We start from the raw sequence: 24205 nt of genomic DNA on the forward strand, positions 1-24205 counted from the left end.
CCCCAGATTCAGGATATTGCCCGTTACAGTTATATTACATATCGCAAAACGGCCGAAGCCGCAAATGCCAACAGGTGTAGCAATTTGTGTAAATTAAGCGTTACAATAGAGCTTGTGGATTTTGTGGATAAGTTACAAATTCCATATAAATTTATTTGTGCATTCTGTGTATAATGTGGATTATTGTATTTTCAACCACTCCAGGCTTTTTTGGAGAGGCTCGTCAGCCACAACTTGATTATAGCGTTCGAAAATGGCGCGATCAATAGATTTTTTAACAATCTCATCCAAAATTCCATCTGCTGGATAATTTGAAGCATTTTCATAACTAAAAAGTGCCTGCTGTGTGTCTCGGTCGAACACACCCGTGTGCTGAACCTCATACCCTAACAGACTCAGCCTTTGCTGTAGAGCGAAGGCTGAAACGGAAGTCTCCCCGACTTTCAGAGGCTCACTGTAATAAAATGGTGCCAGTGCCCTGAAAGGCGAAAGATCATTCCCTGAGTCTATAACCTCCACATCCGGCGTAATACCGACACCCTGGATCTTAAGGCCACTTGGGCCATAATACTCCGCAATAGTCAGCTTGACCCCATTTCCTGTTGAAAGCCTTCTGACTTCCTGAACCAGGCCCTTACCATAGCTGGTTTCGCCAAAGACTCTGACATTCTCTCTTCCTATAAGTGCCGCCGTCAAGACTTCAGAGGCGCTTGCGGATTTACCGTCAATCAATACCGCAATGTCGCCAGTAAAGCCAATACGCTTTGCGTATTCCGTATCATCTGGCTCACGTCTGTAATCCACGGTGACAATTTTTGAGCCTATTGGAAGTAAGGTATCTGCTATCTCCACCGCAGCATCCAGGTACCCGCCAGGATTGCCACGGAGGTCAACAACAATGTTATTTATACCCCGGTTCTTAAAGCTGGAAACAGCCTGTCTGAACTTGTCCTCGACACCAAAGCCGAAATCTTCGAGCTTGACATAGCCCACAGAGCCGTCTATAACCTTTGAAGTGACACTTTCAATGGTAATTCTTTGCCGCGTCAGGTTAAAGGACAGGTCACCGGTTTTGCCGGGCCTTTGGATCCCTATCTTGACTTCCGTGCCCGCCGGGCCTTTGATCTTAGCTACTACAACTTCGAGGGACTGTCCGTGGATGCTTTCACCGTCAACGGAGATAATCAGGTCGTCTGCTAAAATGCCGGCCTTTTCAGCAGGAGAGTCAGGGATGACTTTATGGACGCGTATGTAAGGCTTTGCTTCGATCAAGTACATACCGACGCCTTCAAAGCTATTGTTGAGGCTCTGGAACAGCGCTGTCATTTCATCTTTGGTCAAATAAGTGCTGTAGGGATCCAGCGTTTCCAGCATGCCCTTCAGCATGCCTTCCGTCAGCTGGTCGTCGTTAACTTCAAGGTAATAGTTCTCCTTGACGTAGTCCCGCATCCAGTCCAGCAGCGCGGCGTCCTCACTCTCAGTCTCAGCCGCAAAACCGCCAGGCAGAACAAGGGAGATCATCAGGATCAGCAACATAAAGACACGATAGCTTCGCTTCATTTTCCTCTGCCTCCTCTCAAGGTCCGTACTTCTCATTATAGCCCCTTATCTCAGTCCGCGCAAACGCTTCAGAGGAATTTAATAATATTATGTCAAGCGAAACGGGCCAAAGCACTTAGCTTTGACCCGCTCAGATCCATTATTTTATTGAACTTTAACGAAACAGCCTATACGTCATGCCCCAGCTTGCCAAGAATGATCTTCTCAGGGGTTACCGGAAGCTTTCTGACACGGACACCCGTCGCATTGAAGATGGCGTCCGCAATCGCAGGACTTGGCGTATTGATGCAGACCTCACCCACGGACTTGCCGCCAAAAGGACCAGATGGCTCATAACTTTCAACGAAGTCTACGGTGATCTTAGGGACATCACTTCGGGTTGGGATCTTGTACTCGAGAAGTGAGTTGGTCTTAAGCTTGCCATCTATAAACTTGACATCCTCGAAGACCGCCATGCCCATGCCTTGAACGAGGCCGCCCTCCATCTGGATCAGGGCCAGTTTAGGGTTAAGAATAGCGCCACCGTCTACAGAAGCGACGTAATCAATGATCTCAAACTCGCCAGTGTCAAGGTCGACCTCAACCTCCGCAAAGCCTGCTAAGAATGGCGGCGGAGATTTCTCCGTGACGTGAGAGCCGTGGCCTACCAGCTGCTTTTGATTCTTGACATAAAGGAGCTTCATAGCGAGGTCCGCCAGATTGATGGACTTTTCGCCGCAGAAGACACGCTCGCCGTCATATTCACACTGCTCTGGGGCTTCCTCAATCATCATGGCACCTTCAGCGAGAATCTGAGATCTGATGTCCTCAGCCGCGTTGACGACTGCAGTGCCTGTAATATAAGTCGTACTTGAAGCGTACGCACCGACGTCAAACGGCGTCACATCTGTATCTGAGGAATGAACACTGATTTTATCAAGCGGCACACTGAGAACCTCTGCCGCAATTTGCGCCAAGACTGTATCTGAGCCTGTGCCCAAATCCGTGGCGCCCATCATGAGGTTAAAGCTGCCATCCTCGTTGAGCTTGATAATGGCGGCGCCCATGTCAATGCTCGGAATCCCTGAGCCCTGCATGGAAAGGGCCATACCTACGCCTCTGGCCTTATTGCCGTTGACCATAGGCTTGCCATATTTTTCATCCCACCCTATGAGCTTTTTGCCATGCTCAATACAGGTGGACATTTTGTTGTTTTCAATGAGTTTAATAGGCTTTTTGACTCCGTCGCTGCCGGACGCCCTGTAGACCAAATGGGTCTCGCCCTCCTGGGTATGGTTGAGCTCACGAATCCGGCAAGGGTCAAATTTCATTTCATGGGCTAGCTCATTGATGGCAGACTCAATGGCGAAGACACCCTGTGTGGTGCCATAGCCCCGGAGCGCGCCGCCCGGCGTACGGTTGGTATAGACGACGTTGCCTTCAAAGTCAAAGGCATCCATCTTGTTGTACATGGACAGAACCTTGAGACAAGCCGCGCTGAAAACAGTACGGGCATGCTCGCCATAAGCGCCGGTATCAGAGATGCCGTTGACCTTGATCGCACGGATAATGCCGTTTTCATCCGCGCCGACCTTGTAAGTAAACACCATAGGATGGCGGGTGTAAGTAGATTCAAAGGCTTCCTTACGAGTGTAAGTCAGCATGGAAGGCCGGCCGGTCTTCAGGGTGACAAAAGCCGTGTAAAACTCCGTATGGAGGGCCTGCTTGCCACCAAAGCCGCCGCCAATTCTTGGTTTGATCACCCGGATTTTCGCTACCGGAATGCTGAGGGCATGCGCTAAGATTCTGCGGGCATGGAACGGCACCTGGGTAGAGGTGGTCACTACGAGGCGGTCATAGGCGTCAAGATGCGCGTTAGATCGGTGGGTCTCCATCATAACGTGGGCCTGTGCCTGAGTATAGTATTTGTGCTCCACCACATGGGTACAATTGCTGAAGGCTTCATCTAAATTTCCATAAGCAAGCACATACGTCGCTGCAATATTGTTCTCAACATCAACACCAGAAGGGATCTTCTCGACGACGCCCTCTGGATGGATCACAGACGGATGGCCTATGGCTGTTTCAGAATCCAGCACGGGCTCCAGGACCTCATATTCCACCTTGATGAGCTTCATGGCTTCTTCTGCAACGCGCTCTGTTTCTGCCGCGATTATGGCCACTTCGTCCCCCACATAGCGGACGTATTCGTCCAGCATGCGCTTGTCATAGTTGGACGGCTCTGGATAGTTCTGGCCAGCGCGGGTGTACTGGGTCTTCGGAACATCATGATGGGTATAAACCGCCACGACGCCTTCCAGTTCAAGCGCCGCCGAAGTATCAATGCTCACGATTTTGGCAAAAGGATGAGGGCTGCGAAGCAGTTTGACAGTGAGGTATTCCTTGGTATCATAGAGATCTTCCGTATAAGCCGGCGCGCCCATGGCGAGACGCAGGCCGTCCTTCTTGTCATAGGATTTTCCGATCACCTTCATGGACTACACCTCCAAATACTTGCGAATGCCGCGGAGCTGGCCTTCGTAGCCGGTACAGCGGCAGAGATTGCCGTTGAGATAGTTCTTGATCTGATCGTCTGTGGCTTCCTTACCAAGTTCTTTTTTCATGCCAAGGATAGAGAGCACGAGGCCTGGGCTGCAGAATCCGCACTGTTCGACGCCTTCACCGACAAGGGCAGAAGCGACCTTTTTGGCTTCTTCGCCGGCACCTTCTATGGTGGTGACTTCGTGACCATCGGCACGTGCACTGAGATAAGAGCAGGACAGGACGGGCTTGCCATCCACAAGGACAGAGCACAGGCCGCAGGAGCCCGTGTCGCAGCCGCGCTTGACGCTCTTGTAGCCGAGGCTGCGGAGGGTTTCGAGAAGGAAATCATCCGGGCTGATCTCAGCAGTATGCTTCTTGCCATTTACTTTCAAGGTTATATTCATAAGAACTGATCCTCCTTAGGCCTATAGCAGTTTGAGCAGAACGCGCTCGACGAGGGCTGGGGTGACAGCTTTGCGGTATTCTCCGGAGGCTCTGAGGTTGGTGCCAAAGTCAAGCTCATCCGCTGCCATTTTAGCGGCTGTTTTAGCCGTCTCAGGGGTGAGGCCGTTCTCGTTCAGGTAATCCATGGCGCCGGTCGCAAGCTTGGCAACCCGCGGACGAATGCCTACGGAAATGCGGTATTTGCCTTCACACACCGAAGCGGCGGCGTTCAGGACCGCGAAATCGCCCTTGGAGCGGCGGATGGAGTCAAAAGCTGCCTTAGTGGTTTCAGGATTCTTGATCACAATTTTTTCAAGGATATCGAATCTTCGCTTGCGCTTCGCGAGGAATTCATCAAACGCCATGCGACGGTCGCCGTACATGACCAGCTCCGCATCCAGGGCAAGGAGCGCTGTGTTTGGATCAGAGAAGGCATACTTGCTGTAGGCCGTGGCCCCTAAAGTCGCGAGGTTCCGGAACTGGACGCCTACTATGTGCTTCATGGCATCTGACCACATGCCGGAGAAGCAGTCCTTCAGGTATGGGTCCGTTTCAATCTCGTGGAAGGTGGCCATTGCGCCTATTTCTACAGCGTTCTCAATGGGCTTTATGTAGTCGAGGCCAAGGTCTACCAGGTCGACACCAAGGTCAATGGTCTTGTCGCCAAGCTTGAGCATCAGCATGCCACCGCCGAGTACCTGGGACTTCTTGTTGGATTTCAGAAGTGCCATGGCCTCGTCCATGGTTTTGGGACGGGCATATTCGCGAATCGTGAGCATTAGCAAATCCTCCTCTTTTGATGAGATATCCTTATAAGGTGTTTTGTTGAAGCTCTTGCAAAGTTGTACTTAAAACGCCTTAGAAGCTCGCGATGCAAGGCGCGTGTAAATTGGGCGACATGAGCATACTAAAAGGTATGTGATTGAGCCCAATTTACGCAGCAACGCAGCTGCGTGACGCTTATAAGGTGTTTTTCTTGAATCTTTCGCCGGACGGACTGGTTTGATCCTCAGCCCATCCGCCAGTGTTGTCATGGGGGGCATGACATCATTGTATGTGCGGCTTCATGGCAGCAGCGCTCGGCTGAAGCGCCGCCAACCTATCCGGCCGGCGAAAGATTCAAAAATAAAAGGTCAGCACAAGGTATATATACCCTGGCTGACCTGTTTAAGACCCAAAATTCTTAAGCATTATCAAGCGCTTAATATGCAGTTGATTGTCTTTCGGTGAACATGGCGTTTCCCCGAACTACGGCACTATTATACGTCTGGGACTCCAAAATGTCAAGTTCAGGAATGGCGTTTTGAGGCTTAGGATTAAAATTCGTTGTGAAAATATCACAAAAAGAGTTTGACAATTACCTGAATTGATTGAAAAGTCCAAAGAAAAGAGCACCTCCCAATCATTATTCATCCAGCATGAGCTTTTGTTTTGATTTCCTTAATTTCAATATTTCTTCACGCTCAATGGTTTGAATACTTTTATCCGGAACGGGCATGTCTTCAGGTAAAACAGCACCCATTTCAATAATTGCTTTGCGTATCTTCTCAGCTACCTCATAATGCGTATTATTTGCATCCACTGCTGATTTCACTTCATCACGCTTAAGCTTTTCCTCTGTCTGTGAGATTCTGAACAAATTTGCGATCAGCTCTGTACTCCCCATATAATCTAGAATTTTCTCGTTCTTCTTAAGGCCCTTTCTTTCATGCAGGTCAAAGACCGTCAATCCCCCATACAATCCCATATACCCGGAGTTTTGAAAAATCGCAAATTCTTCATCAGTAATTACACCCGCGTTATGAGCCGCTTCAGCCAATAGTTGATTCCATTGTTTAATGTTTCCTCTAACCACCAATCTTTTATTGTTTTCGTCTAACTGGTTAAACGCATCTTGAACTTCCTGACGTCGGGTTTGAATTGCAAAATAAGTTTGTCCAAGAGCAATTATCTCTTTTCTTGGATCTCCATTTTGAACGATTAGATAACAAGCATAACGCGTTAACTCGAAATCTTTTACTTTTCTTTGTGTCGAACTTCCTATAACAACCATTTTGCTGACCTCAGCAAAATGGTCTTTTAAAACATATCCACTGTTTTGACAAGCAAGAATTGCTCGATCAATTACTTTAAGAAAATTTCTCCATTGAACATATCCCAACACATCAGCCAACTCACGTGCGTTCCAGAATTCAATGCCATTATCCTTCACATGCCTTATGCTTTCGAAAGTTTTATATTCCTCAGCATTTAGGTTTGACACATTATGCGCCTCCTCGGTCTGATGATCTTACATTTATCTAACTTGAATTGATAAATCGTCCTGAACAATAAAAAAAGATCAAATAATTCTAACGCAAGTACAGTCGATAATCCTCGTAATAGTATCATTATTTTTTTGGCCAACATCAATACGCTACACATCTATGCGAATAACATCAGTATACCCAACAACAGATTATAAAAACATATGTTCTGAACATCGACAATAAATTTACCTGATTTTTACTTAAATAGTGAGTAAGGCAGCCTTTCATTAAAAACTATTAGGCATTTCTTGTACAATCACTTTTAATCACCAACATAAGTTCCCACCCTCTCAATTTCCAGAAAACTCAAACATCGAAGCCGCCAGGCTGTTGGGATTGTAGAGGATGATGACCAGGTCCGGCTGATAGTTTTTGGCGTATTCAGCAACAGAACCCTTATAAAGCCGCACATCCAGCGCCCGGATTTCATGCACCCCCAGGGAAAGAAATGAATATACCGGGAGGCCAAAAGAATCCTTGACCATCAGAATCCGGCCTTTCTCCTCAAGGTGGTTGGTCAAAATCAGCTCAGCATGGTCTCCGTGGTAGGCGGCGTAGCGGTTGGTGTCCACCGGTGCAAGGGGATCGAGGTAGTGATCGACGAGGACGGCCTCTTCAAAGCTGCCTTCCAGAATCACCGCCGGATCGACATCCTTTTCAGTGACGGTATAGTCCGTCTCAAACTTTGGCGTCACAACCGTAAAGCCGTCAAGACCGCTGTATAGCTTTCCCACCCGGCGTCCCATAGCGCCTAAAAAGAAGTCTTCGTACTTCTTGAAGTCATACCTTCCTGGATCAGTAAGCTCCGGGTCAATCTCAAAGCCGTAGTCGTCATTGAGATGCCCGGCAATCAACCCCGTGCTGTAAAGGGCAGCCTCAATGGTCCAGTGGTGATCCGTGTCATAGAACAGCTGGTTCTGGGGCATGCCGCTTGAAAAAAATTCCGGGCGCAGGTCGTAATAGTTTATGCCCGAAGCTTCAAGGCCAGAGAGGAAACGGTTGGCATTGTCATTGGCATACTCCTTCACATGGGGCGGGAGCTGCTGCTCGTGCTCCGGCAGCTTAAAGGGCGCCTGGATGTACAGCAAGTCAAGCCCTAAGGCGTCCAGCTCTGTTTTCAGCTGCCGGATGCCCTCAAGGTCCGCCTCGACCTCAGCCCTGTTGACCGTGGAGGTAATTTGGCCATAGCTCGTTTTATAGATTGAGCCGTAGTTATAGTCGTAAACCACATCCTTGGCCATCAGCTTTTGGGTAAGGCCATGGAGCTCAATAAAATTCTCGCGGTAGCGGATCTTCTCATTCACGGTTTGCTCGACGCTGTCCACCGCCAGCTCCAGTCTGCGGGCAAGGGTTAGCCCTTCCCCGCCGGGCCCTCCGGCAGCAACCGCCGCCGCTGAGGCATTTTGATAACGCAGCAGTGCCTCATCTTTCAAAGTGGTGAAGTCACTGACAAAAAACGCGAAGAAAACCGCGAGCAGAATCAGAAACCCTGCTGCGGTCAAGCGCTCTCTTGGGTGATGCTCAAGGTCAAACTTCATATCAGACAAGCCTCATTTCGAGAAAAACTTTATTGAAATAATTATTTTAAAAATTGAAGTAAATGAACGGATTATATGCCCCTTTGACCAAATAGGCCATAGAGATGACGAATAGGGCGAGGAGCGTGATGGGGCCCCGGAGGTCGGCAGGGGACCATCGGCCTCCCAGACGGTCTTCGAAGCGGGCATCAAACCTGGCGGACAGCCACCTCGCAACGGGCATGGAGAACAGGACGCCAAAGAAGAAAAACACGGCGTTTTCCTTAAGGTCCATGACAGCGGTAAGATTATAGGCAGGGGCATCAGAAAGGAACAGCATAATCTTGAGGTATTTAAACGCGTCCGCAATGCTTTCCGCCCGGAAGAGCACCCAGCCAAATAAGACCATCAGCAGGGTGTAGCTGCGGGTGAGTATGGAGACCAGCAGACTTCGGTCCGCCAGCGGGATGACGCGCTTTTCGAAGCTGAAGAGCTTTTCTACCGCGATCAAGACAAAGTAGAGGAGCCCCCAGCTGATGAAGGTCCAGTTGGCGCCGTGCCAGAGGCCTGTCAGACCCCAGACAATAAACAGGTTGATCAGGAGTCTTCTCCTCGAACCTACGCGGCGACCACCGAGAGGGATATAGACGTATTCCCGGAACCAGCTGCCCAGGGAAATGTGCCAGCGCCGCCAGAATTCCGAAATGGAGCGGGAGATGTAGGGATAGCTGAAGTTTTCAGGGAAATGAAAGCCAAACATTTTTCCAAGGCCTATGGCCATGTCCGAATAGCCGGAGAAATCAAAGTAGATCTGGAAAGCATAGGCCAGGATTCCCATCCAGGCATAGGCCGCTGAAAGGCCGTCCCAGCGCAACATATTAAAGGCATTATCCGCCAGCAGCGCGAAGTTGTTGGCCAGCAGAATTTTTTTCGACAGGCCGTAAAGAAAGCGGGTCACGCCATGGGAAAAGTCCGCGAAGCTCTCCCGCCTGCCCATAATTTGCTCTGCCACAGTTTCGTAGCGGATAATGGGTCCGGCGATCAGCTGCGGGAAAAAGACTATGTATAGGCCTACGTTGAGGGGATTTCTCTGAACTTTGCCGCGCTCATAATAGATGTCCAACACGTAGGAAATGGCTTGAAACGTAAAAAAAGAGATTCCTATGGGCAGGGCAATCCGAGCCACCTCAATAGACAGACCAAAAAGCCGGTTCAAGTTATCTAAGGTAAACATCAGATATTTGAAAATGAAAATGATGGTCAAATTGAAGAGCAGCATGGCGGAAATGACCCAGCGGGACCGAATCCGGTCAGCACGAACGCGGTCCATGAGCAGACCAAACGCCCAGTTGGCGCCTATGGACAGCAATAGCACCAGCACAAACCAAGGCTCCCCCCAGGCGTAGAAGCCCAGACTCGCCAATAAAAGAAAAATATTCTGGGCTTGGCGGTGCTTTCTGAGGGCAAGATAATACACCGCCAAAACAGCGGGGAGAAACAGGAAAAGGAATACTAAAGATGAGAACAGCACTGGGCTTGACTCCCTTCGAAAAAGACTTGATCTGGATCAGCTGCAGGTGTCCACCAAGATCCCAAACCTGCCTAATCCATCAATTTGACATATGTCAAATTACCACTTTGACCATTATATCTCAGCACAAGTTTCATGTCTATTCTGAAAAAATTCCTGGCGGATCGTGCTGCTCCGCCAGGAATTTTTGAAGTTAGTTCTTATTAACAAGGGAGGGGATTCACTTAAACACTGAGCCTTAAGCCGTTATTGACTACTGCGCTGGAACTGCGTTAGCGCCCATACCGAAACCATTTACACCCATGCCTTGGCCTGCGCCTTGAGTGTTACCACGCATCATGCCTCTGCCACCGGTGCTGCCTTCAGCTGAAATGCCATTTCTCAAGCCTTGTCCAGCTTCGTTTTCAGGGTTGCCATTAGAAAGACCATTTTGCTTGGCAAGACCTTGTCCGCCAGCGGCCTGACCATTGCCAAGTCCAAAGCGTTCGCCGTTATTGAGCTCAGCGCGCATAGCGTGAGTTTGAGTGCCGTCACAGTCATAGTTTTGCATGAAGTCAATCATAGCCTTTGCGCGTTCCTGGGTGAGTTTGCCGTCTGCTGCCAGCTGCTCAATTCTCAGAGCTCTGTTCGCTTTGACTGCCTCGACGAACTGGTCGAAAACGCCTTTTTCCTGTGCTTGTTCGCTGAGTGTGCTGCCTGCCTTGACGCCGTCTACAATGGCTTCTTCTGAAAGACCGCTGAGCTCGGACAGGATTTCAACGCTTCCTTTTACGGTAGGTGTCTCATCTGCGAAGACCACAACAGAACCGAGGGCGAGTACGAGAATCAGAGAAAGGGACAATAACATTTTTTTCATTTTAAATTCCTCCTAAGGGATGTATTTGGCCATTTCACTTCAGCCATGTTGTTTCTATGGCTTTACTATACAGGAGGAATTTGAAGGGATTATGAAGTTGGTCTACTTATTTCAAAACTTAAACACAAGCTGATCCACATCATGGACACCGTCCACCGTGACATCCTCCAGCTTGCATGGCGCCCCAAGGACGCCGGAGATCGCCGTCTCCAGCTCATGGCTGGACTCCAGATAGAAGACACGGCGGTTATATTCCACAAGCTTGATGTTCTGACGGTTGTTCAGAATGGTCTTCTCAAGGGCGGTCAGCGTTCCCCGGGCGGTAATCTCAATCCTGTCGCCGTGGATAAAGGCCTGCAGATCCCTTGGTCCCTTGCCGCTTCGCTCCTTGATGAGCGCGGAAATCTCGCCCCGCAGGGCCTTCTCCAGCGCCTGCTTCTGCTCAGGGTCCACCAGCTGATGGGCAATCAGCGTCGTGCGCACCGAGGACTTCAGCACCTGCTCCGCCAGCGCTTCCAGCTGGGTCACCAGCACTGCCGTATCCACGGGCTTCACGTGATATTTGACAATCCCCAGGTCCACCGCTTCCAGGATGGTGTCAGAGTCAGAAAGTGCGCTAAGAATGATCACTGGCGTCCTGTAGCCCTTCTCCCGCAGCGCCCGCACCATATCCAGGCCCGTCATGCCCGGCATCCGTAGGTCCGTCAGGATGATGTCCGTCGGCTGCTCTTCAAAGCGCTTCAGGCCATCCTGACCATTTTCGCCGGTAATCAGCTTCCCCACGCGGCGCTTCAGAAATTTGGAAAACTCCTCTCGGGTATCTGCTTCGTCCTCCACATAGAGAAGACGAATATGAGAAAGTAGTGTTGAAGCTGGCTGCGTCATTGGACCTCACTCCTTTATCGCATGAAATAGTTCTGTGCCAATGGTCGGCTGCCACCAAGCTCTTTTAACTTGGCATCCTCTTCTGTCCCCGCGCCGGTTGGGGCAGACCTTTGATCCCCGGACACCATGGCTTTAACCGGAATCCGGATGGCAAAGCTTGCGCCGCCGGCCTGGCTATCAAGCAAAACCAGCTGACCGCCAAACTGATTCTCAATAATGGATTTCGCAATGTACAGCCCAAGGCCTGTACCCTTGCCCCCTGTTTTGGTGGTGAAATAGACGTTGAAAACGTCTTCCCTGATTGACTCCGGTACGCCAGGCCCGGAGTCCCGCACCACGATTTCACAGCAGGCATCCGCCTCCTGGAGAACGGGCGCTTCCAAAAGCGGGGTACTGCCTTCTTCCAAGCAGCTGCAGTCCTCAGGCGCGTTCAGTTCAATGTCAATAAAGCGCCGGTCCATTGGGACCCCCGCCATGGACATGGCATCAATGGCATTGGTGACTAAATTGAACAGCACCTGGGAGAAGCCTTGCCTGGAGCCCGAAAGCCTGAAAGCGGCATTAGGATGAATAGCCGCTTTCACCTTATTAAAGCGGAGGTTTTCTTCCAGGAGATCCAGTACGGTTTCTATTTCCTCCAGAGGTGAGAAAACAACCGGGGTACTGTCCGGCTTCAGGAAATCTCTGAAGTCGTCTATAGTTTCGGACATCTTTTTAATAAGTCTTTTTGATTTTTCTATGGATTTGGTGAACTCATCCGGCTGGAGGTCGCCATACTGGTAGCCATCCTCCAGATTGCTGAGGATCAGCGCCAGGTTATTAAGCGGCTGGCGCCACTGGTGGGCAATGTTGGCCACCATCTCGCCGGTTGCCGCGAGCCTGCCCTGATGGGCAATAAGGGCTTCCTTCTGACGGTTTTCGTCCAGCTCCTTTTTAAACAGCCGCTCCAGCTCAAGGTTGATCTGCTCAAGCTTCTGACTCAGGCGGTCTCTGCCGGTAGCGTCCAGGGCAACCGCGTTCAGTGGTCTTAGGGCCTCCGGTCCAATTTCCGCGGCAATGTCGTCGACAATAGCCCTGAAGCGGGCCTCGCTGCGGCGGACGGCCTCTTCCTCGAGAAAGTCCCGTGTGATGTCCTCAATCATGGCCAGGTTGACCATGTCATCCGTCTCCGGGTCCTTGATCCGGGTCATGAAAACCCGGGCGTAGAGCAGGCCCCCATCTTTTCGGATATAGGTCCGTTCGAACTCAATCTCTTCCTGCCGTCCTTCCAGAAGGGCGGCGAGCTCTGCCTTCCCTTGATCTCTCGAGCTTGGTGCAATCAGGTCGAGAATGTTCATGCCAATCAGTTCTTCAAGGGGATAACCGAGCTGCCGGGCCCAGGTGCCGTTGGCCTGGAGGATGATCCCATTTTCGTCTGCCATGGTGATGGCGAGGACCGCATTGTCAAAGATGGATTGATGACGGGCGTAGGAGCGGGACAGGGTCGCTTCTGCCTTCATGCGCTCCTGGATTTCATCATTGAGCTCGCGGTTTCGCACGAATAAAAACAGCACAAACAGGACGACCAACAAAATGACAAAGCTGACAATCTGCCCTTGGCGCTTTTCAGCGGCTTCAATCCGCTTCGCCTCCTGTATGGCATCATAGTCAAACAGGATGCTCTCAATGGGATAAGTCTCTGCCATGAACCCCAGCTCTTTAAGCGTCTGCTGCATGTGATCCCAGCGCAGGGGGTTGAGGTTGCCTACGGCGACCACCGGATACAGCATCAGCTCCTGAACGACGCTGGCCTGAAAACGGTTGTAGCCGGTATGCTCCTGGAGGCTCATGTCTACTCGCGGGAGCTCGCTGCTTATGGCAATGGAGGTTTCTACAGGAAACTGAAGGGCGTACTCCCAGCCCTTGATGGTGGCGCTTCGGAAGCGTTCCACCAGCTCCGGATTTTCCGTTGCAAGTCTTGCGGAAGTAAACAGGGAATCCCCGTAAAAATCAATGCCGTAGTCAATAGGCCGGATCACACGGACGCCTACGCCTTCCTTTGCAGCATAGTAGCCCATGGTACCGAGATAGCTGGGAATCACATCAAAGCGTCCGGTCAAAAGGTCCTGGAAGGCTATACTCATAGACGCGTCACTGAGCTGGTCGTCATTTGGCATAATGCCACGGGAGACCAGCATGGCCTGGAGCTCAATGTCCAGGGTGTCATCCCGGCGCCTTGCGACATTCAAAGTGTTGAAATCTGATAGATCCTCAAAAGGCATCTCCTCGAGCATATAAAACTCTGTGGGACTCTTCTGGAAAAAGGAGGCGACAATTTTCAGCTGGCTGGCCCCCATGTCCAGGAGGATGTCCGAGGTGCCTATGCCAAAGTCCGCGCGGCCATCTTTGACTTCCTCGGTGGGACGGAGCACCTGCCGGTTCTCATCAAAGCCATGGCGGATTTCGACCTCGAGGCCTGCCGCCTCATAATACCCTTGCCAGAGGGCCTGGTAGTAGCCGGAGAACTGGAACTGGGGATCCCAACGGAGCTGGAGGACGACCTTGTCCAGTTCAGCGCTATGGTCTGCAAAGGTGGGCTGAAGGGGCAGGCAGGCGGCGCTCAGCAGGATTAGGAGGAGGAGGAGGCGCTCCAAGACCATCGGCAAAGCACTGGTGTTCTGGGCTTTTTGGTGTCTGAACATTTTGGGCCTTCCTCCTTTCGTCAAGTTTAGGCGGGGTGCGCCGTTTGCTTAATCAATCCTCTGAGCTTATTATAGCGGAAATTGAAGGACTACTCAAAAAAATGTGGTGGCTTGCGTAAAAGAAGCGGCGTGGGCTCAGACGCCTCATTTTGCGCATAAAAAAAAGCCTGTGCAGGCTTGAAATTGCCTATTCATTTTTGACAGAGCCTCTCCCACCCCTCATTAAACGGTTTGCTGCGGTGGACAGGGATGGACTATAACACAAGTCCAAAAAATGCCACACCAAGGGCAAGGCTCAGATTGACCAAAGCCAAGATGCCAAAGGACACAATGAGCAGACATTCTTCGAGTCCCCTGAGATGGGAGATTCTGTCTCTGAGCAGAGGGCGTCTCTGTGAGCTCATAACCGGTACAGCTTCCTCTTCCTCATACTGTCCATTCTTATCGAGATCTATGACCAGAACAGGCTTATATCCTGCAGGCAAGGCACGGCTACTGACCTTCTCCTCCGTCTCGCGGGAGCGCTTAACCTCATGGGTCAGTTCCCACAGGGAGAGCGCAGCAAAGACTGCGGTCCAGGCACCAAAAAACAGGGTGGTGGGCTCAAATTCAAAATAGGTGAAGGCTTCTATAGCCACTGCGGAAAGGATGGACATGTATAATGACAACCCTCGGGCAGGACGTTGGGACTTTTGTTTCACGGCGGATCACCTCGTTTGGTTTATGCTTTGGTAAGACTATAATACTTGCTGGAGTGTAAGAGTGCTGAGGTTATTCGTTTTTTGAGTCCTTTGGTACTGGTGAGTCAGTTTTGACGCCGTCCTCTTGGGCAGGGGGTTAAGGGTGTATGCTTATACAAAGTCCTTTATTTTAATATGATACCGTACTTGCCAGAGTTTGGAAAGTCACAATTTTGCATAAATACTGGGATTTTGACTAAATTTTTTTTGCAAATAGGACTACCGCTGAAAAAAGAAAAAGGAAACCAGCCTCAGCCAGTTCCCTTTGTTGTAAAAGTGCTCTATACCAGACCTCGCTGAACCATTTGGGTGACTATGAAAGTCGCCACGTGCTCCGCAAAGCTGCCCGTGGAGAAACCCGCGTCATAGCCAATTTCCTTGGCCAGCTCATGACTGATCCGCGGACCGCCGGCGACGACCACCAGCTTGTCCCTGAGCCCTTCTGCTTCGATGAGCTCAATGAGGTTGGTCAGATTTGGTATGTGAACGTCCTTCTGGGTGACGACCTGAGACACGATCACCGCGTCCGCGTTCAGCTCGATAGCTCTTGCCAGGAACTCCTCGTTTGGCATCTGGGAGCCCAGGTTATAGGCTTCAATGCCCTCGTAGCGCTCGAGTCCGTAGTGGCCGTCATAGCCCTTCATGTTCATGATGGCGTCAATGCCTACCGTGTGGGCATCCGTGCCGGTGCAGGCGCCCACAATGACCACCGGGCGCTTGATGTTTTCTTTGATATAGGCCTCAACGCCGTACTTGTCCATGACCTCCACGTCGACTTTAGGGACCTCAATTTTCGTGAAGTCCACGGTGTGGGTGCCCTTGCCATAGCAGACGAAGAAGGTGTAGCCTACGCCCAGGTCCTCGTAGTGGCTGATCTGGGGCTCGTCCACGCCCATTTTGAGGAGGTAGAGGCGGGCGGCTTCCCGGGCTTCATCGGAATAAGGCACGGGGAGGGTGAAGCTGAACTGCATCATGCCGTCGTTGAGGGTGTCGCCGTAAGGCTTGATTTTGGTGAGGTCTATTGTGGCTTGGGCTGTGGTGGATGGGGTTTTGTGGCTATGGGCAGTCATTAGAGGGTTCCCTCCTTTCCCAGCATAAGCGCGATGAATGGATTGAAGTAGAGCGGATCCTTGACCACGACGCCGTCCAGGCCCTTGCCGCCGTTCATGGCGCGCTTGACGCCGGCGAATTTGCCTTTTTCGATGGTGGACATAATGCCCTCGCGCTCAATGTCCTTCAGCATTTCCGCTGCGTCCGTGAGGACGGCCTGGGCGCGGCTCTGAATGATGCCACCTTCCTTGAACTCAATCTCGTCGCTGATGCTGCGCATGTTGTTGAAGATGTAGCGGGCATTTTCAATGGAGAGCGCGCGGTCATGGAGGAGCGGGGTGTGAATGGCTTCCGTCAGCATGCCCAGGAGCTGGATGCCCTGGTTGGTCATGATGGAGACCATGTTGAAGAGCGCGTCCTGGATATGGCCCCTGAAGATATTGCCGGTCATGAACTTCGTAGGCGGCATGTACTTAAGGGGCGCTTTCGGGAAGATTTCCCGGGCCATCTGGGCCTGGGACAATTCAAGGAGGAACCCGTCCTTGACGTTGGGATTCATTTCAAAGGCGTGGCCGAGGCCCATTTGCTCTTCCGGGAGGCCTGCGCGAACGGCAAACTGCTCATTGATGAACTGGCTGGCAAGGACCGTGTGGGCTTCCTCAACCGCGTCCGCAGTGGTTAAGTAATTGTCCTCGCCGGTGTTGATGATGATGCCGGCAAAGCCGTTGATAATCCTTGAGAAATACTGGTCTACCAGGGTGCGCTGCATGTTGATGTCCCGGAAGAGAATGCCATAGAGGGCGTCGTTGAGCATGACGTCCAGGCGCTCCAGGGCGCCCATGGCGGCGATCTCAGGCATGCACAGGCCTGAGCAGTAGTTGCAGAGGCGTATGTAACGGCCGACTTCGGTACCCACTTCGTCCAGGGCCCGGCGCATGATGCGGAAGTTTTCCTGGGTGGCGTAAGTGCCGCCGAAGCCTTCCGTAGTTGGGCCGTATGGGACGTAGTCAAGGAGGGACTGGGCCGTCGTGCGGATGACCGCTATGACATCAGCGCCCTGCCTTGCCGCCGCTTGTGCCTGGAGGACGTCCTCGTAGATGTTCCCCGTGGCGACAATAACATAAAGGTATGGCTGAGGGCCTTCGCCCACATTCTTGATGAAATCTTCGCGGACCTTGCGGTTGGCGCGGATGCGCTCGACGGTCTGGACGGCAACCTTGTTTATGGCAGCCTGGATGTCGCTGAGGGGCTTTTCAGGCAGCTTTGCCAGATCCAGCTCGCCTGCCGCGACGGCCTCCGCGATTTCCTGAGGGGTGTTCCCGGTGGCCAGCATGGCGCGGCCTATCCAGTAAGCGGCGCCAAGAGGCAGTCCGCCCTCTTTCTTAATGGCTTCAATCATAATGTTAGGCAGCGGCCGGTCGAGCTCGTCGACGCCGTCAATGCCAAGGAGTCTCGCGACGGTGCGCTCGACGGTGACGCTGGAATGCTGATCTATGAAGGGCTGGATGTCCCCGGCGATTCGGGCCGCGGATTTGCGGGCTTCCTCCACCAGGCCGAAGTCCAGGTTCAGCTTGTTCTTGTGCATGGATGTTCACTCCTTTAATGTTTGGTTGGGGACAGGCACTGCCTGAGGGTTTGGTTGGGGACAGGCACCGCCTGAAGGTTTGGTCGGGGACAGGCACCCACCAAACGCCAGCTGGTCCGTTGTCCATCCGGCCAGCAGACCAGTTGCCAGTGGCCATTTCTATCCTTACAACTTAACCCCTCGGCGTCACCAGGATCCTGCGCGCCTCTTTGAGAATCCCATCGTCAAGGCCCATCAGCGCGGCAATGTGGATCGCGTCCTTTGGCACCTCTTCAGGCGAGTGGATTTCTTTCAGCCGGTAGTCCATGGACCGCTTCAGAAGCTCAATCCCCTTTTCTGGATCATTCTCCATCTCCAGCAGAACGGATTTGAAATCCACGAAGCTGAGGCCCTGCACTTGTAGGTGCCGCACCTCCCGCGCGTCTGCCAGACCGTCAAAATGGGTCGTGATCAGCGTCATGGCCGCCGCCCGTTTCAAGTGGTTCACTATGGCCATGGAGATGGCAAAGCCCTCTTTGGGGTTTGTACCCCTGGCCAGCTCGTCGATCAGGATCAATCCCGGACTCGACGAAAGCTTTACGGCTTCTGAGACTTTCAGGATTTCGGCTCCAAAAGTGCTGAGACCCTGGTCCACGTCCTGCAGGTCTCCAATAGAGGTATAGATAAACGCCCGCGGCGTCAGCCGCATGGCCTTTGCCGGTACAAAGAGCCCATACTGGGCCACTGCCGTCAGCATGCCCACCATCTTCAGGGTCACCGTCTTGCCGCCCATGTTGGCGCCGGTGATGCACGTAACACCCGGCGTCAGGCTAAGGCCCACCGCCGTATAGCGGGCGCCGTCACCCGCTTTTTTGACCTGCTGCTCGACCTTGAGGTGCCGGCCCTCCGTGATTTCAAGGACCCCCGTGGCCAGTCCGTCCGCCGCCCCCGTCTTGGGCGGAATGATGTCCGGCCGGACACAGTCAAAGCCTATAGCGAAGTAGCCCTTGGCCGTCAGCAAGTCCAGCCGCCCAATAGCCCTGATGTTTTCCTCAAGAAAAGGCAGGAGCGCCCTCAGCGTCTGGGACAGGATTTTTCTAACCTCAAATTCCGCAGACTCTTCTTCAGACCGCAGGTCCTCCACCAGGCTGCACATGTGGTCAATGGCTTCATTGCCCCTTAATCGGTAAGTAATGTTCACATAAGTTTCCGCGCTGTAGACCAGATCAGGCTCGTTATTCAGCCGTTCAATCAAAGCCCGGTCATCTTTGCCCACAGCCAGCTCGCCGCTGGGCCTTATTTTGACGCCAAGCCGCGCCTCCAGCGCCCCGCGGATGCGCTTTCGCTCCAGCTGTATCTGATCCTCAAGGGCTCTCAACCGGTCTCTGACCGCCTTTAGCTCCGGCGCGTAATCGTCATAAATATAAAAGGTCGGTGTCCCCGTCCGGGCGGGATCCAGCAGCTGGTCCACCTCAGGCAGGGCGTGGACGGCAGCGTCAGCCGGAAGCCCTTTGTGAAGCTCTGAGGACGGTGTCGCAAAAGCAGCGCCAGAGAACCCCGCCTTCAGCGTCGCTGCCGTCTCTGACAGCTTTTTCATGGCCAGGGACAGCATCTTGATCTCGAACAGCTCCGTCACCGCTAAAACCTCGCCGGCTTTCAGGCGCAAAAAAGTCCCTCTGAGATCCTTGATCCGGGAAAACGTACCCCGCATGTCCACGAAGGCATAGCGGTTGTCTCGAATAAGCGCCGTGATGCGTTCCACATTGTCCAGCTCCGCGATCAGCGCCGTGGTTTCCTCCGGTCCAAAAGGCAGCATGGCCTTCTTTTCAGATTCTCCATAAGGGGTATGCACCACTATGCGTTCGAATATATCCTCAAGATCCAGATTCTTGAATACTTCAAGGCTGAAGGGCTTCATAGGTCCGCCTCCCCTTCCATGACATCAAACACGGGAATGGGCAGCAGATCCTCTGACATACGGCGCCGGAAGGTCTTGGGATCAAAATAATACCCCTGAGGCGCGTACGGGTTGATGGTGACTGCCAGCACCCTTATAGGTTCAATGACCTCCACCTTCAGGCCGGCCCGCCGGAACAGCTGCCAGTCCCTGGCGTCCACGAAAATCTTCGTGGCGTCCCGGACAATCAGCGTGATCCCTTTAAAATGACTGCTCGCGGCCACGAGGTCCCGCATGGTCTTCGTCACCAGCGACCCCGGCAGCACCACGTAACGGGTATGCTCGTCCAGCGCCTCCGCGATCTTGATCCCGGCCCCCAGGGCCGTCTTTGCCTCAATGCTTCTCACCTCAAAAGCGTCGTCGATCACAGCAATCAGCCGCGCCCTCAGACACTCCTCCGCCAGCAGCCTGACCACGGGATCCACCACCGTCTCCAGCTGCAGCAGGTGCACCCGGTGGATGGACTGCTCGATCACCTTGTTCATGTCCCGGCTGAGCACCGCCCCTGTGGAAAGAATGGTCGCGTCGGTGATCGCCGGTGACGCGCTGGACATCCGGTCAAGCGCCCCGTCCACCAGCACGAGCTCCGCCCCGTACTGCAGCATCCGCTCCGAGACCTCCCGGATCTCCTGGTTGGTCACGGGCCCGCCAATCTCAACGTTCCCGCTGTTCACCGCCCGGGCAATGACGATCCGGCCCAGGGACGACTGAAAATCCGTCATCTCCAGCACTTCAAGCTTTGCCTCCGAACAGTGGAACAGACTCTCCGCCGTCGCGATCAGCGTCCCCCGCTCTATGTAAATCATGGGCTTCTCTGTGCAGGTGACCACATCCACCCTCTCCCCGTCTCTGCCGATGGACGTCAGTCCCAAACGAACGCCTTCGTCAAACGCACTATACAAAATATCATTGAGCGCAGACGTCTTCCCGGCATTCTTCGCCATGCCAACCACAGACACAATGCGGTAGTTGCCCCGGATCAGATCAAGAATAGACATGTGGTCACCTCCTCTTCACAGATTCACAGAAATTTTTCTCGTTTTATTGATCAGAATGACTTCTACTCGTGATGACTTCTCTTGTAACGGTCGAGATCTTTGAGCTCCAGGCTGACCTGGTTCCCCTGAAGGAGCCCGCCTACCCCAGTGACCTTGTGGGCGCGCTTGCCCTCACAAACCTCACAGTGGCAGACCTCCTGATAAGGCGACGGCTCTGTATAAGTCGTGACAACGCCCTCGTAGTTCCTGAGCACAACGCGCTCCGGCGACATGGAAATCAGATACTGCGGCATGACCGGAATCTTGCCGCCGCCCCCTGGCGCGTCCACGACAAAGGTCGGTACCGCGTAACCAGACGTATGCCCTCTGAGTCCCTCAATGATCTCAATACCCTTGGACACCGGCGTACGGAAGTGCTCAATACCCACCGACAGGTCGCACTGATAAATATAGTAAGGACGTACGCGCATCTTGACCATGTTGTGCACCAGCTCTCGCATGACGTGCACGCAGTCGTTGACGCCTCTCAGCAGCACGGACTGGTTGCCAAGCGGCACTCCCGCGTCCGCCAGCTTGCGGCAGGCTTCCTTCGACTCTGGCGTGACTTCCTTGGAGTGGTTGAAGTGCGTGTTCAGCCAGATTGGATGATACTTCTTCAGCATGTTCACCAGGTCGTCCGTGATCCGCTGCGGCATGACCACCGGCACTCTGGAACCAATGCGGATGATCTCCACGTGCGGGATCTCCCGGAGCTTTTTGATGATGTACTCCAGCGTCTCGTCCGACACCAGCAGCGCGTCGCCCCCGGAAAGGAGCACGTCACGGACCACCGGCGTGTTGCGAATGTACTCAATGGCTTTGTTGATGTTGTCCATAGGCGACTGCTGGTCCTGAGACCCCGCGAAGCGACGGCGCGTACAGTGACGGCAGTACATGGAGCACATGTCCGTGATCAGGAACAGCACCCGGTCCGGATAACGGTGGGTCAGCCCTGGCGCAGGCGAGTCCGCGTCCTCGTGGAGCGGGTCGTCCATGTCCGCGGCGCTCTTATGGGTCTCGTGAATCGTAGGCACCGCCTGCATGCGCACAGGACAGCCCGGATCGTTCTTATCCATTAAGGAAGCGTAGTAAGGCGTGATGCCCATTCTGAGGATCTCCAGGGACTTCTTGATCCCATCCTCCTCCTCCTGCGTCAGGTTGATGACCTTCTTCAGGTCCTCCAGCGTTGTGATCCGGTTGCGGACCTGCCAGCGCCAGTCGTTCCACTGCTCCTCGGTGACGTCTTTCCAAAGCTCGATCTCGTTGTAATACTTCACTCGGAAGGCCTCCTTCTGATAGTCGGGATCTTACGGTAACGGATGATGCCCACAGGACACCGCCCAACGCGTGCTCACTGCCTGCGGACACACCCCAGACAGCACCAAATGACTATAGAGGTCGCCGATGGTCACACTTCCAACCTCTTAGACCTCATAGTCACCTCTTTCTCATATTAACATTGTTACACTTTTATTTATGGTTCAAACGAGCTCGGGATTGCTTCAGTAAGATTGTCCTGGTCTTTCTGGTGAAAGCGCTTTGGGTGGGAGCGCTTCACCTCCACTTATGTAGAGTTCGGACGGGGCCTGGGGTTTTTGGTGGGGGACAGGGACTTTCCGGAGTTTTGGTTGGGGACAGGGACTTGTGGTGCGGGACTGGGCCCGACTGCGCTTTGGGTGAACATTCTGCTTCGGGTTACACGTTGCCAGACACGGTTACAGCCTGATGGGTTCTGCTTGCTTCGGGTAAAGCATGGCAGGGTCGGGTTGTTTTTTTTCGCCTAACAGAACATTAGGCTGTAACCTGATATGACAATTATGTACTTATTTTGATTAACCATGTAATAGATTTGCTTTGCAAATCTATTACTCTCACCCATGCTGCAGGTTTCACCTGCGGCTTGGGTTCGGGGTCGGGTTGTTTTTTTTCGCCTACATGTAATTTCCCTGCTGTTGCCAAAACATATTCACTTTCAGTTCGAGGCATCTTATCCCCGGCACTTTACCTTACTCCTTTTTCTCCAGTATTATTTCCCTTAATCTCTATCTTCTTCCCCTTCTCCTCCCCAGGCGCCATCCGTTCTGAACAACCATGGTAAACAGTGACCAGTTCTAATCTGAAAAATAATCTTACTTTCGCAATCCCAAGTCTCTGATTTGACTTAAGTATTTATGGTGTCAGCTTTAGCCAACACTCATGCGAGGCGGAAAACGTGCCTCTGCACGTTTTCCTTCAACCTACTCCACTGTAATAGATTCACTGCGCTGTGCGCTTCGTGAATCTATTACCAGTATGCTCAATTTTCCGCAAAGCGGAAAATTAAGCATACAACTCTGTATAAATCTCCCTCAGGACTTCGCTTTCTCTCATGCAGTTGAGGGCACAATCGGCGTGGCCTTTGGTGTAGCCGTTGCCTATGATCATGGTGGTATCCATGCCTACGCCTTCCGCGCCAAGGGCCGCAGCCGTAAAGCTGGTAGCCATGGAGAAGAAGTAGATCACGCCGGTATCTTTCGTAGCAAGAATGCTGGACATCTCCGTGCCTGTGATGTTGACGCAGTTGATGGTCACGTCGCACATCTCGCCGTTCGTAGCTTCGCGTACTTTTTCAAGGATCTCAACCGGCTTGGTAGCGTCGCCCGTGATGAGGACGTCTGCCAGGCCCGCACGCTTGACGCGCTCCATGGACTTCTCGCTGCGGCCATAGCAAATAACTTTGCCAGTCGGGCCCGCTTTTTTCTTGGCTTCGTAGAGGCACAGCATGCCGGACTTGCCAGCGCCGCCCAGGACGAGGACCGTGTCGCCTTCCTTGACGAGCTTCGCCGTTTGAGCCGGTGCACCTGCCACGTCGAGGACGGAAAGCGCCAGGTTCTGCGGCATGTCCTCAGGCAGCTTCGCGTAGATGCCGCTTTCGAAGAGGATCGCCTGACCATCAATGTCCACCTGGTCAATGTCCTTGCGGATTTCCTTAATCGCGTTGATCTTCAGTGGGGTCAGGGAAAGGGACACCAGCGTCGCCAGCTTGTCGCCCACCTTCAGGTCGGTCTTGCCTTCAAGGGCCGGCCCAATTTCCTTCACTGTGCCAATCAGCATGCCGCCGCTGCCAGTGACCGGATTATGATGCTTGCCGCGGGACGCGACAATGCCCATCATAATCTCTTCAATTTTCGCAAGGTCGCCGCCCGCCTGCTCCTTGATCTGCGTGAAGCTGGCAGAGTCAATGTTCAGCGTCTGAACGTCGATCAGAATCTCGTTGTCGTAGATCTCCATGGTGTTGTCAATTTTGAGCGCCGGCTGTGGCAGCGTGCCCACTGGCTCAAGAACTCTGTGTGTACCAAATTTGCATCCTTTTTTCATGCTATGTACCCCCGCTTTTTGGACTTAGGTGCGCACACCTGTCGTTTGACTTCGGGATACTATATTGCAATCGCCATGCCAAAAAAATAACGAATCCCCGGCTGGCCGCTCCGGAGATTCCTTTAACCCTTTTATTTTCAACGCTTTGAGCCTTAAAAATTCTTTTTCAATTTTGAAAAACCTATCTGCCGATG

Annotated in this window: 17 protein-coding genes; all 17 read right to left on the reverse strand. The window is 52.7% G+C overall.

Annotated elements, in window-relative coordinates:
* Positions 1–180: 180 nt before the first annotated feature.
* A complete protein-coding gene (locus tag BLP63_RS07745) occupies positions 181–1560 on the reverse strand; it encodes a S41 family peptidase (protein WP_170829358.1) in 1380 nt (459 codons plus the stop codon).
* Between the two features lie 167 nt (positions 1561–1727).
* Complete coding sequence (locus tag BLP63_RS07750) at positions 1728–4034, reverse strand: xanthine dehydrogenase family protein molybdopterin-binding subunit (RefSeq protein ID WP_092590347.1); 2307 nt, start codon at positions 4032–4034, stop codon at positions 1728–1730.
* Positions 4035–4037: 3 nt separating this feature from the next.
* Entirely contained in the window at positions 4038–4487 is a 450-nt protein-coding gene (locus BLP63_RS07755; RefSeq protein ID WP_092590348.1) for a (2Fe-2S)-binding protein, read from the reverse strand.
* Positions 4488–4508: 21 nt separating this feature from the next.
* Positions 4509–5306, reverse strand: coding sequence for an FAD binding domain-containing protein (locus tag BLP63_RS07760; RefSeq protein ID WP_092590349.1), 798 nt, complete (start codon positions 5304–5306; stop codon positions 4509–4511).
* Between the two features lie 626 nt (positions 5307–5932).
* Positions 5933–6790 (reverse strand): DNA damage-inducible protein D, encoded by an 858-nt coding sequence (gene dinD / locus BLP63_RS07770; protein ID WP_092590351.1) that lies wholly within the window; start codon positions 6788–6790, stop codon positions 5933–5935.
* 336 nt (positions 6791–7126) lie between these two features.
* Positions 7127–8374 (reverse strand): alginate O-acetyltransferase AlgX-related protein, encoded by a 1248-nt coding sequence (locus tag BLP63_RS07775; protein WP_092590352.1) that lies wholly within the window; start codon positions 8372–8374, stop codon positions 7127–7129.
* Between the two features lie 46 nt (positions 8375–8420).
* Positions 8421–9884 (reverse strand): MBOAT family O-acyltransferase, encoded by a 1464-nt coding sequence (locus tag BLP63_RS07780; RefSeq protein ID WP_092590353.1) that lies wholly within the window; start codon positions 9882–9884, stop codon positions 8421–8423.
* A 253-nt stretch (positions 9885–10137) separates the two neighbouring features.
* Positions 10138–10740, reverse strand: coding sequence for a hypothetical protein (locus BLP63_RS07785; protein ID WP_092590354.1), 603 nt, complete (start codon positions 10738–10740; stop codon positions 10138–10140).
* 111 nt (positions 10741–10851) lie between these two features.
* The gene (locus tag BLP63_RS07790; RefSeq protein ID WP_092590355.1) at positions 10852–11625 is read right to left on the reverse strand and encodes a Na-translocating system protein MpsC family protein; all 774 of its coding nucleotides are present in this window, start codon (positions 11623–11625) and stop codon (positions 10852–10854) included.
* Between the two features lie 14 nt (positions 11626–11639).
* Positions 11640–14306 carry an ABC transporter substrate-binding protein gene (locus BLP63_RS07795; RefSeq protein ID WP_092590356.1) on the reverse strand — a complete coding sequence of 889 codons (2667 nt, stop codon included), beginning with the start codon at positions 14304–14306 and terminating at the stop codon, positions 11640–11642.
* Between the two features lie 254 nt (positions 14307–14560).
* On the reverse strand, positions 14561–15007 hold the full coding sequence (locus BLP63_RS07800; protein ID WP_139159796.1) for a hypothetical protein: 447 nt from the start codon (positions 15005–15007) through the stop codon (positions 14561–14563).
* Between the two features lie 320 nt (positions 15008–15327).
* The gene (kamE, locus tag BLP63_RS07805; protein ID WP_092590358.1) at positions 15328–16116 is read right to left on the reverse strand and encodes a lysine 5,6-aminomutase subunit beta; all 789 of its coding nucleotides are present in this window, start codon (positions 16114–16116) and stop codon (positions 15328–15330) included.
* The gene (gene kamD / locus BLP63_RS07810) at positions 16116–17681 is read right to left on the reverse strand and encodes a lysine 5,6-aminomutase subunit alpha (protein WP_092590359.1); all 1566 of its coding nucleotides are present in this window, start codon (positions 17679–17681) and stop codon (positions 16116–16118) included. The genes kamE and kamD overlap by 1 nt, the downstream gene beginning before the upstream one ends.
* A gap of 172 nt (positions 17682–17853) precedes the next feature.
* Positions 17854–19578, reverse strand: coding sequence for a lysine 5,6-aminomutase reactivase ATPase KamC (gene kamC / locus BLP63_RS07815; RefSeq protein WP_092590360.1), 1725 nt, complete (start codon positions 19576–19578; stop codon positions 17854–17856).
* Positions 19575–20615, reverse strand: a complete 1041-nt coding sequence (gene kamB / locus BLP63_RS07820; RefSeq protein WP_092590361.1) for a lysine 5,6-aminomutase reactivase subunit KamB — start codon at positions 20613–20615, stop codon at positions 19575–19577. Before kamB ends, kamC begins: the two co-directional genes overlap by 4 nt.
* A gap of 62 nt (positions 20616–20677) precedes the next feature.
* Positions 20678–21931 carry a lysine 2,3-aminomutase gene (gene kamA, locus BLP63_RS07825; protein ID WP_092590362.1) on the reverse strand — a complete coding sequence of 418 codons (1254 nt, stop codon included), beginning with the start codon at positions 21929–21931 and terminating at the stop codon, positions 20678–20680.
* 1042 nt (positions 21932–22973) lie between these two features.
* Positions 22974–24011, reverse strand: coding sequence for an L-erythro-3,5-diaminohexanoate dehydrogenase (gene kdd, locus BLP63_RS07830; RefSeq protein ID WP_092590363.1), 1038 nt, complete (start codon positions 24009–24011; stop codon positions 22974–22976).
* Positions 24012–24205 lie beyond the last annotated feature (194 nt).

Origin of the sequence: Acidaminobacter hydrogenoformans DSM 2784, from assembly GCF_900103005.1 — a bacterium.
In the GTDB taxonomy this organism is placed as follows: Bacteria; Bacillota; Clostridia; order Peptostreptococcales; family Acidaminobacteraceae; genus Acidaminobacter; species Acidaminobacter hydrogenoformans.

Excerpts from the sequence above, each read along its gene's own strand:
- kamC (WP_092590360.1), bottom strand. The coding sequence starts at position 19,578 with ATGAAGCCCTTCAGCCTTGAAGTATTCAAGAATCTGGATCTTGAGGAT.
- BLP63_RS07785 (WP_092590354.1), bottom strand. The coding sequence starts at position 10,740 with ATGAAAAAAATGTTATTGTCCCTTTCTCTGATTCTCGTACTCGCCCTC.
- kdd (WP_092590363.1), bottom strand. The coding sequence starts at position 24,011 with ATGAAAAAAGGATGCAAATTTGGTACACACAGAGTTCTTGAGCCAGTG.
- BLP63_RS07750 (WP_092590347.1), bottom strand. The coding sequence starts at position 4,034 with ATGAAGGTGATCGGAAAATCCTATGACAAGAAGGACGGCCTGCGTCTC.
- kamE (WP_092590358.1), bottom strand. The coding sequence starts at position 16,116 with ATGACTGCCCATAGCCACAAAACCCCATCCACCACAGCCCAAGCCACA.
- BLP63_RS07790 (WP_092590355.1), bottom strand. The coding sequence starts at position 11,625 with ATGACGCAGCCAGCTTCAACACTACTTTCTCATATTCGTCTTCTCTAT.
- BLP63_RS07745 (WP_170829358.1), bottom strand. The coding sequence starts at position 1,560 with ATGAAGCGAAGCTATCGTGTCTTTATGTTGCTGATCCTGATGATCTCC.
- BLP63_RS07775 (WP_092590352.1), bottom strand. The coding sequence starts at position 8,374 with ATGAAGTTTGACCTTGAGCATCACCCAAGAGAGCGCTTGACCGCAGCA.
- BLP63_RS07760 (WP_092590349.1), bottom strand. The coding sequence starts at position 5,306 with ATGCTCACGATTCGCGAATATGCCCGTCCCAAAACCATGGACGAGGCC.
- BLP63_RS07795 (WP_092590356.1), bottom strand. The coding sequence starts at position 14,306 with ATGTTCAGACACCAAAAAGCCCAGAACACCAGTGCTTTGCCGATGGTC.
- kamD (WP_092590359.1), bottom strand. The coding sequence starts at position 17,681 with ATGCACAAGAACAAGCTGAACCTGGACTTCGGCCTGGTGGAGGAAGCC.
- BLP63_RS07755 (WP_092590348.1), bottom strand. The coding sequence starts at position 4,487 with ATGAATATAACCTTGAAAGTAAATGGCAAGAAGCATACTGCTGAGATC.
- kamB (WP_092590361.1), bottom strand. The coding sequence starts at position 20,615 with ATGTCTATTCTTGATCTGATCCGGGGCAACTACCGCATTGTGTCTGTG.